This window comes from Oscillospiraceae bacterium (genome assembly GCA_015068525.1).
Classification (GTDB): domain Bacteria; phylum Bacillota; class Clostridia; order UMGS1840; family HGM11507; genus SIG450.
Map to the genome: position 1 here is coordinate 1 of SVKJ01000041.1, position 8,377 is coordinate 8,377.

The window sequence follows — 8,377 nt, forward strand, 5'->3', positions numbered from 1 at the left end:
GGTTAGAGCCTTAAAAAAACCATCATGTGGTAGGAGAATTGAACTAATCCACAGTATCTAAAACAGTATAGCATATATCCGTAAAAACGGATATTTAAACTATAATTATATAATACAAGGAGAATTTTTTATGGCTTTAATAAAATGTAACTTTTTTTCACAAACACTTGGCAAATGCAGTTCAATGTATGTTGTACTGCCTCAGAAAAGTACAGAAGGGCAAATCGGTGTTGATAATAAATGTCAAGATGAAAAATATAAAAGTTTACTGCTTCTTCATGGTCTTTCAGATGATGAAAGTATATGGTTAAGAAGAACATCAATAGAAAGATATGCCACTGAATACGGAATTGCCGTAATTATGCCTTGCGGAGAAAAAAGTTTCTATACCGATATGAAATATGGTGATCCTTTTTATACATATATCGCAAAGGAAGTACCAAAAATTGCAAGAGAATTTTTTAATATATCTGAAAAAAGGGAAGACTCCTTTGTTGCAGGGATATCCATGGGTGGATATGGCGCTTTAAAAATCGGATTAAGAGAAAATGATGCTTTTTCTTATGCTGCAGGTCTTTCCTCAGTTGCTGATATTGTTGAAAGAAGTAAACCAAAAGACGAAGAATACAGAGATTTTAAAGAAGTTCTTATTCCTGTTTTCGGAGAAGAAATGATTATTCCAAAAGAAGACGATTTATTTAAATTGTCAGAAATGAAAGTAAATTTAAAAGAACAACTACCTAAAATTTTAATGTTGTGCGGAACAGCTGATTTTATGTATCAGGATAACCTTAAACTAAAAGCACATCTTGAAAAGTTGCCGATTGATTACACCTACGAAGAAACTGAAGGTGAAGGGCATAACTGGGGATATTGGGATAATGCAATAAAGAGAGTCCTTGAGTGGTTACCATTATAATTTTTTATAAAAAAGTATTGACAAGTAAGAGTTTATATGGTAATATATTCAGGTAACAAGAAGAAGTTTTCCGCTTCTCACCTTAAAGCTTATATGTGTTTAAGGTTAAAAGAAATGATTTTTTTGACGAGCGGAATATTTCTGTTCGTCTTTTTTAATTTAAAAATGGAGGTGCTTTCCTATTAGTAGCAAGGAATTACAAATCAACGAATCTATAAAAAGAGCTGAAATCAGAGTTATAGATTCAGATGGTTCGCAACTTGGTATTATGTCATCAACAGAAGCTTTAGAAATCGCAAACAATAAAAATCTTGATCTGGTTATGATTGCTCCGCAAGCAGAACCACCTGTATGTCGTATTATGGATTACGGGAAATACAGATTTGAACAAGCGAAAAAAGAAAAGGAATCTAAGAAAAATCAAAAAGTTATCAGTATTAAAGAAGTAAGACTTTCAATGTCAATTGATACTCATGATTTTAACACCAAATTAAATCAGGCATTAAAGTTCTTAAAATCGGGTAACAAAGTTAAAGTATCTGTTAAATTCAGGGGCAGAGAAATGGCGCATACCGAACTTGGTGCAAAACTTTTAGAAAGATTTATGGAAGGTGCCAATGAATTCTCAGTTGTTGAAAAGCAACCTAAAATGGAAGGCAGAAATATGGCGATGTACTTAGCGCCTAAAGCATAAGTTAACAATTTTTAAAATTGCATAAATATATTTTAAAGTCGAGAGGAGCGAATGAAAATGGGAAAAATTAAAACTCATAGAGGTGCTGCAAAAAGATTTAGCTTAACAAAATCTGGAAAAGTTAAAAAAACCAGTGCTTACAGAAGACACATTTTAACAAAGAAAACAACTAAGAGAAAAAGAGCATTAAGAAAGATTTCTTATGCATGTCCTGCAAATGAGGCAGTAATTAAGAAATTAATTCCTTACAAATAAGATTGATAAAAGATAGGAGGTAAATTACAATGGCTAGAGTTAAAGGTGCTATGAACACCAGAAAAAGACATAAAAAGATTTTAAAATTAGCTAAAGGATATAGAGGCGCAAAAAGTAAATTATATAGAACTGCTAATCAGGCAGTTATGAAATCATTAGTTTATTCTTATATCGGAAGAAAACAAAAGAAGAGAGATTTCAGAAAATTATGGATTGCAAGAATAAATGCTGCTGCAAGAATGAATGGTATCAGTTATTCTAAATTTATGAATGGTCTTAAAAAAGCAAACATTACTCTTAATAGAAAAATGCTTGCAGAAATTGCTGTTTCTGACGAACAGGCTTTTAAAGCATTGGTAGAGAAGGCAAAAGCAAGCCTATAATATAAAGGGTTGTTAAAATTGTCTGGAACGTGCAAAAAGAATAATAGTTGGGATGCATAAGCATCCCATTTCTTTTTAAAGGTATAAATTTGATAAATCAAATTTATGGAATTTATTTTTGCACTTTGAACGAAAATGCTCTCTACCGTACAACGTACGCCTACGAGAACATTTTCGTCCAATCCAATCAATTTTCCCTAACCCTTGATTCATTTGGAAGGCATCGAGCCGTTCAAAACAAATGGTTGTTAAAATTGTCTGGAACGTGCAAAATAAAAAGATATTTGGGGTGAAAGACACTCCTTTTTTTATTAAAAAAAACGCAAAACATATTAAACAATGTTTTGCGTTTTTAACATTTTTATCAAAAATTATCTTTCTAAAATAAGTTTTGTAAGTTCAACAGGTTCAACGATTTTACCGTCTTTATAAACTCTCATATTACCTGATGCGATTTCGTCAATAAGAATAACTTCGTTATTGTTATAACCAAATTCAAACTTAATATCCCATAAATCAAGACCTATAGATTTCAAATCGTCAGCAACTATTTTTGTGATTTTTAAAGTTTGTTCTTTCATACTTTCAAACATTTCAGGTGTCATAACATTAAGAGCTGCAAGACCTTCTTTTGTAACAAGAGGATCGCCTAAAGCATCATTTTTAAATGTACATTCAACATATCCACCGTCTAAAACAGTACCGTCTTCAATATATTCTCCGTATCTTCTTATAAAACTTCCTGTAGCAACAAGTCTGCATATAACTTCTAATCCATGCCCAAAAACAGTTGCAGGAAGAACTTCCATGGTAGCATTATCAATATCTGCACCAACGTAATGAGTTTTGATGCCTGCTTTTTTCAAAAGTTCAAAATAGTGAATGGAAGTTTTAAGGTTTTCTTTTCCGATACCATCAATAGTAAGACCAACAGTATTTTCACCCGGATCAAAAACTCCGTCTTTACCTGTACAGTCATCTTTGAATTTCAGTAACACGTTACCGTTTTCCAAACTGTAAACATCTTTTGTTTTACCTGTGTAAATTTTTTTCATAAGTGGCACTCCCTCTATAAAATATAAATTATTAACAAAAATAATCACAAAATATATTCTATCATATTTTTTTTATTTTGCATATATTTTTTTTAAAAAAAATCAAATTTTTTTTAAAATTACCTGTATCTTCTTTTATATGTAGATCTTCTTCTTTTGGATCTTGTATTTATTCCTACAATTCCGCCTATGCCCGAAGCAATTATAATTGACAGAAAACTTTTAAAAAGCAGTATGTTAAATGAAAAACTAAAAGTTAATATTATGCTTAGTATGTATAATTCAACAAAGAATATAAATCCTGTTGCCATACCATTTAAAAGTCCATATTCATAAACATTCCTCGAAGTTAAAAAACCTGCAATAAGTGAGGTAATAACAGTTATTACCAAGGTTATAGTTCTTACAGCACTGTCAGGAATTATAGATAAAGCAGTAAGCAGTGAACATACAATAAATAAAACAAAAGTTAAAATCAAAGCAACAATACTGCTTATAATCGCTCTTCTTAAATCAATAATATTCATTTTCTAAACCCTCCTATAGAAAATATATTTATTTAGTATCCAATTTATACCCTTGCTTAAAATTTATTCTCTTCATTTTATCTTCAATCTCATTTAATATTTTTCTCCAGCTGTGTCCCCAGTTTTCAAAAACTGTTTCTTCTTCAGGTGCTCTGCCAAGAAGTCTTTGAACAGGGCAGTCAGGGTTGAGATATGAGAGGAATGTAATTACTTCATTTATAAATTCATCTTTGGTTTTAAGAGTTATTTCTCCATTTGTATACATATCGCAAAGCCGTGTGTTTTTTACGATGTATAAAGAATGGCATTTTACATTAGAAACTTTGCATTCATTTAAAAATAATGCAGAATTAATAACATCATCTAATGTGTCGCAAAACAGCCCCAAAATAATATGCGCACCAACTAAAAAACCATAACTTAATATTAATTCGGAGGATTTTTTGAAATCGGAAACGGTATGTCCTCTGTTTAAAATTTTAAGAGAATTGTCATTAGCTGTTTGCAAACCCATCTCAAACATAATTTCAATTCCGAATTCTTCCTTTATCATTTTTGCGTAATCAAGATGTTCTTTTTGTATACAGTCAGGGCGCGTTGAAATCGCAATTTCAACTATGTTTTTAAATCTTGTTACTTTTTTTAAATTTTCATAAAAAACTTTTGGAGGAAGATAAGTGTTGGTAAAATTTTGAAAGTAGGCAATAAATTTTTTTGCCTTATATTTACTTCCTATATATTCCATATTTTCTGTAATCTGAGTTTCGATAGGAACAGTGTTTTCTTTTGTTTCAAACCCTGCGCCGACAGAAGAACAAAAAATGCATCCGCCGACTCCCTTAGTGCCGTCACGGTTAGGGCAGGTAAGCGGTAAATTTATAGGCAGTTTATATACTTTTTCGTGATATTTTTCTTTAAGATAATCTGAATATTTATAATACATAATATCATTCTAAAAAATGCCATTTTAAAAATGGCATTTTCATATAATTACTCTTTTATTTCTTCTGTATCTTCTTTTACTTCTTCTAAAACTTCTTCAAACAGTTCTCCTGCTTCTTCTTTTGCATCTTCAATAATTTCTTCATATATATCTTCTTTGATTTCTTCAACACCATCATCGTATTCTTCGTAATATTCTACTTCGAATTCGTCATCTGCTTCTTTTTTGCCTGATTTTATAACAGCAGTAAGTATAGCGCTTGTAAGACATAAAAGACCTGAAATACAAACTATAAAGTGAACTTTAAGTTCTGCTACAGGTGCACCTTGTGAAAGGTAAGAAATAATTGTAGGGATAAGGTCAAATGTCTGCCATGAAACAGGAAGCATAGTAAGTATTAAAGATGTTGATTTAAACTTAACAGGAAGAAGAGAACCAACAATCGGTGAAAGTGCAAGAACAGAAACGAAAAACATACTTAAATAGAATGGAAGTATATTCATAAATGGAATAGGATTTCCCATTTCTTTATACTGTTCAAACATTTTAAACTGTTCAAAATAAGGCTGAAAAATATTTCCGATTGAAAAATAAATAAGTCCCAATCCACCAAGAATACCTAAAACCATCGCTATTATTTTCATAACAGGGTAGTTTTTTTCTTTGTTATCAGCGTATACATCAATTTCTTCATCAACCATATAATCAATATAGTTATTAGTGTCCATTTTTTTTACCGTCCTTTTATTATAAAATTTATTAAAACCTTTACAGTTTCATTCAAGATATATTTTAGCATTAATTAGTCTTTAATGCAACATTTTTTTTATATTTAATAGAATGTTTATAATTTTTTAATTGATTTTAATACATATATTATGTATAATTAAACTAAGATGGGAGGTTTTTTTATGACGATTTGTCCTCATTGCCAAAAGTCGAACGATTCTGACAATAGATTTTGCGGATATTGCGGAACGACTTTGTTGGCAAAAGATTTAGTTGTTGATGGTAAAAAAAATAGAAATCAACTGCGATTTTTAAATGATCTTTTTAAAAGTGTTTCACTTAATATAGTATATATTTTAGTATGTGTGATACTGTTGGGATTTGCAATAGGATTTTCCTTATATTTTTTAAGAGAATTTAATAATATGCTGTTTGGTTTTAACTATCATATAAATCAGATTTCAGTAAAGTTTTCATATATTTTAGAGGGTATGTCATTTAGTTATATTGCTCCGTCAGTTATTTATATACTTCGTACAATAAGTTTCTTTGTTTTGGGTGTGACATTAATTCTTGATATTCCTGTAATTATTTTCTATATTGTATTTGGTTGTTATGTTTTTTGTTATAGGAGAAAGAATAATATATATATGAAAAAGCCTGTTGCACTTACTAAACTTAAAATGATGATAACAAAATATTCGCTTGTGTTTAATATTATTGTTTTTTGTTTTTTAATTGTTTTACTTCTTTTGAAATTATACATAGGAGGAATATAAATGGAAGAAAATAAAGATATAGTTATAGTAAAACCTGCATCATATACCAAACAATGCAAATTTTGCGGGAACACTATAGAAGAAGATATGCAGTTTTGTACTTTTTGCGGAAAAAATCAAAATGAAGAAATAAGAAGAAAAAGAAGGATAAAAAGAAAGAAAAAGAATATTTCAAAGACTGCTTCTGTGATTTCATTTTTGATTTCATTTATTGTTTTAATATTTGCTGTTATAAGGATGTGTTTTTTTAATACTTTAAATGTAAGCCTGTTTGGAACAACTTATGAAAATATTATAATAAATCAGACTGTTACAATAGGGTCCCTTATAATAAGTATGATGTTTTTAAAACTTGGAATGTTTTTATATAAATTATAGGAAAAAAGGAGAATTATATGTACTATTTAGGAATTGATTTTGGTGGAACGAATATTGCAGCCGGTATTGTTGATGAAAAGGGGAATATTATAAAAAAAGATTCCACCCCAACTTTAAAAGAGCGAGATAGCGAAGAGATTATCAACGATATGATAAATGTTTCTTTGAAAGTTTTAAAAGATGCAAATCTTACAATATCTGATATAGAGGGTGTCGGAGTAGGGTGCCCCGGAATTGTTGACAATAAATGCGGCGTTATTAAGCATTTAAGCAATATAGGAATGACGAATTTTCCTTTAAGAGAAAGACTTTCCCAAGTGTTTAAAACCAGAATAAATATAGAAAATGACGCGAACGCTGCTGCACTTGGCGAGTATAAGAGGTATGGAGAAAATTCTAATAGTTTTATATTTGTTACTTTAGGAACAGGTATTGGCGGAGGTATTATAATAGATGGCAAGATATACAGCGGTTTTAATGGTGCAGGTGCTGAAATAGGGCATATGAAAATAGAAATAAACGGTATACCTTGCCCTTGCGGATGTGATGGGTGCTGGGAACAATATGCTTCAGTTACTGCGCTTATAAGAAACACGAAAGAGGCTATGGATAAAAATCCTCAGTCTATGATGCATAAATGGGTAAAAGAAAACGGAAAAGTATCAGGAAGAACTGCTTTCGAGTGTGCAAAAGCAGGCGATGAAACTGCAAAAGAGGTAGTTGATAATTATATTAAATATCTTGCTACAGGTCTTATTTCTATTATAAATGTATTCCAGCCTGAAAGAATTGTTATAGGGGGAGGAATTTCAAAAGAAGGAGATTATCTTCTAAACCCGATAAAGCAAATAGTTTATGATTGTAAATACAACAATTACGTTGAAAAAACAAAAATTGAAATTGCCAGACTGTTTAACGATGCAGGAATAATAGGTGCGGCACTTTCAGTAATGTAATCAATGTTAAAAAAAGGGGTTTTTTTATGAAAAAAAGGGTGTTTTTAGTATTATGCTTAATTTTCGTTATCTTAACAGGATGTACTAAAACTCCGAGTGAAGTTTTAGTACCGCCTGAAATTGAAAATGAACAAAAACTTCCGTCAAAATTTTCTTTGGATAGTCTGGAAATTTCGGCAGAGGAAATTATTGAAACTATACAGGTAGATTTTAATGACGGGGATACAAAAGTAAAATTAACCAATAGTGACGGGAAATACCTGGTTGTAAATTATAAAATAAAAAATAATGAGTCATTCGATATAGATATTGACCATTCGGCTGAAGTTGTAGTTGCCGATGTTAATGGTAAATTTCACTATGGAGAATACTACGAATATAAAACCGGTAAGGAAAATATAAAAGTAGGACCTAATGAAGAAAAGATGGTTTCATTTGTGTGTGATTTGGAAATAGAAGAAAAACCAGATGTTCTTATATTTAAATATAAGGGTAATGAACAAAAATTAGAAGTTGAGTAATCTCAACTTCTCAGACTGTCGAAAAAGTCGGTCTACCGCAAAAAAATTAAAAAATTTTTAGAATATTGATAAATAAAGATATTAATAATTCAAAGTGAAATGGCAAGGGTATGAACCGACCCCCAATTGTTAGACCAAAATTCTAACAATTGGGAGGTCGGTTTTTTATGGCAAAATATAGTTATGAATTTAAAATGGAAATTGTTCAAGCATACCTAAATGGCGAAGGAGGATATAT

The 8,377-nt window shown here is 30.4% G+C and carries 12 protein-coding genes; 8 read left to right on the forward strand and 4 right to left on the reverse strand.

Annotated elements, in window-relative coordinates; genetic code table 11:
• Window positions 1-130: 130 nt before the first annotated feature.
• The 4 genes from E7419_08035 to rplT all read left to right on the forward strand — a co-directional run bounded on the left by E7419_08035 (window position 131) and on the right by rplT (window position 2,251).
• Complete coding sequence (locus tag E7419_08035) at window positions 131-919, forward strand: esterase family protein (protein ID MBE7015128.1); 789 nt, start codon at window positions 131-133, stop codon at window positions 917-919.
• A gap of 181 nt (window positions 920-1,100) precedes the next feature.
• Window positions 1,101-1,613 carry a translation initiation factor IF-3 gene (infC, locus tag E7419_08040; GenBank protein ID MBE7015129.1) on the forward strand — a complete coding sequence of 171 codons (513 nt, stop codon included), beginning with the start codon at window positions 1,101-1,103 and terminating at the stop codon, window positions 1,611-1,613.
• A 57-nt stretch (window positions 1,614-1,670) separates the two neighbouring features.
• Window positions 1,671-1,868 (forward strand): 50S ribosomal protein L35, encoded by a 198-nt coding sequence (gene rpmI, locus E7419_08045; protein ID MBE7015130.1) that lies wholly within the window; start codon window positions 1,671-1,673, stop codon window positions 1,866-1,868.
• Window positions 1,869-1,897: 29 nt separating this feature from the next.
• On the forward strand, window positions 1,898-2,251 hold the full coding sequence (rplT, locus tag E7419_08050; protein MBE7015131.1) for a 50S ribosomal protein L20: 354 nt from the start codon (window positions 1,898-1,900) through the stop codon (window positions 2,249-2,251).
• A 371-nt stretch (window positions 2,252-2,622) separates the two neighbouring features.
• Here the strand turns inward: rplT and E7419_08055 are convergent, their stop codons facing one another.
• The 4 genes from E7419_08055 to E7419_08070 all read right to left on the reverse strand — a co-directional run bounded on the left by E7419_08055 (window position 2,623) and on the right by E7419_08070 (window position 5,504).
• Window positions 2,623-3,306, reverse strand: coding sequence for a phosphoribosylaminoimidazolesuccinocarboxamide synthase (locus tag E7419_08055; GenBank protein ID MBE7015132.1), 684 nt, complete (start codon window positions 3,304-3,306; stop codon window positions 2,623-2,625).
• Window positions 3,307-3,425: 119 nt separating this feature from the next.
• Window positions 3,426-3,833, reverse strand: a complete 408-nt coding sequence (locus E7419_08060; GenBank protein ID MBE7015133.1) for a TIGR04086 family membrane protein — start codon at window positions 3,831-3,833, stop codon at window positions 3,426-3,428.
• Window positions 3,834-3,861: 28 nt separating this feature from the next.
• Complete coding sequence (locus E7419_08065) at window positions 3,862-4,779, reverse strand: TIGR01212 family radical SAM protein (GenBank protein MBE7015134.1); 918 nt, start codon at window positions 4,777-4,779, stop codon at window positions 3,862-3,864.
• A 44-nt stretch (window positions 4,780-4,823) separates the two neighbouring features.
• Window positions 4,824-5,504, reverse strand: a complete 681-nt coding sequence (locus E7419_08070) for a hypothetical protein (GenBank protein ID MBE7015135.1) — start codon at window positions 5,502-5,504, stop codon at window positions 4,824-4,826.
• 168 nt (window positions 5,505-5,672) lie between these two features.
• Here E7419_08070 and E7419_08075 point away from each other — a divergent pair, with 168 nt between their 5' ends.
• From E7419_08075 to E7419_08090, 4 genes are read left to right on the forward strand one after another with little or no spacing between them, the layout of a single operon-like run.
• Entirely contained in the window at window positions 5,673-6,284 is a 612-nt protein-coding gene (locus E7419_08075; GenBank protein MBE7015136.1) for a zinc-ribbon domain-containing protein, read from the forward strand.
• Entirely contained in the window at window positions 6,285-6,662 is a 378-nt protein-coding gene (locus tag E7419_08080; protein ID MBE7015137.1) for a hypothetical protein, read from the forward strand. It begins immediately after the preceding gene.
• Window positions 6,663-6,679: 17 nt separating this feature from the next.
• Complete coding sequence (locus E7419_08085; GenBank protein MBE7015138.1) at window positions 6,680-7,618, forward strand: ROK family protein; 939 nt, start codon at window positions 6,680-6,682, stop codon at window positions 7,616-7,618.
• Between the two features lie 26 nt (window positions 7,619-7,644).
• Window positions 7,645-8,139 carry a hypothetical protein gene (locus tag E7419_08090; GenBank protein MBE7015139.1) on the forward strand — a complete coding sequence of 165 codons (495 nt, stop codon included), beginning with the start codon at window positions 7,645-7,647 and terminating at the stop codon, window positions 8,137-8,139.
• Window positions 8,140-8,377 lie beyond the last annotated feature (238 nt).

Bases quoted from the DNA above. Each gene is read 5' to 3' on its own strand.
- E7419_08035 (MBE7015128.1), top strand. From the start codon at position 131: ATGGCTTTAATAAAATGTAACTTTTTTTCACAAACACTTGGCAAATGC.
- rpmI (MBE7015130.1), top strand. From the start codon at position 1,671: ATGGGAAAAATTAAAACTCATAGAGGTGCTGCAAAAAGATTTAGCTTA.
- rplT (MBE7015131.1), top strand. From the start codon at position 1,898: ATGGCTAGAGTTAAAGGTGCTATGAACACCAGAAAAAGACATAAAAAG.
- E7419_08055 (MBE7015132.1), bottom strand. From the start codon at position 3,306: ATGAAAAAAATTTACACAGGTAAAACAAAAGATGTTTACAGTTTGGAA.
- E7419_08060 (MBE7015133.1), bottom strand. From the start codon at position 3,833: ATGAATATTATTGATTTAAGAAGAGCGATTATAAGCAGTATTGTTGCT.
- E7419_08070 (MBE7015135.1), bottom strand. From the start codon at position 5,504: ATGGACACTAATAACTATATTGATTATATGGTTGATGAAGAAATTGAT.
- E7419_08075 (MBE7015136.1), top strand. From the start codon at position 5,673: ATGGGAGGTTTTTTTATGACGATTTGTCCTCATTGCCAAAAGTCGAAC.
- E7419_08080 (MBE7015137.1), top strand. From the start codon at position 6,285: ATGGAAGAAAATAAAGATATAGTTATAGTAAAACCTGCATCATATACC.
- E7419_08085 (MBE7015138.1), top strand. From the start codon at position 6,680: ATGTACTATTTAGGAATTGATTTTGGTGGAACGAATATTGCAGCCGGT.
- E7419_08090 (MBE7015139.1), top strand. From the start codon at position 7,645: ATGAAAAAAAGGGTGTTTTTAGTATTATGCTTAATTTTCGTTATCTTA.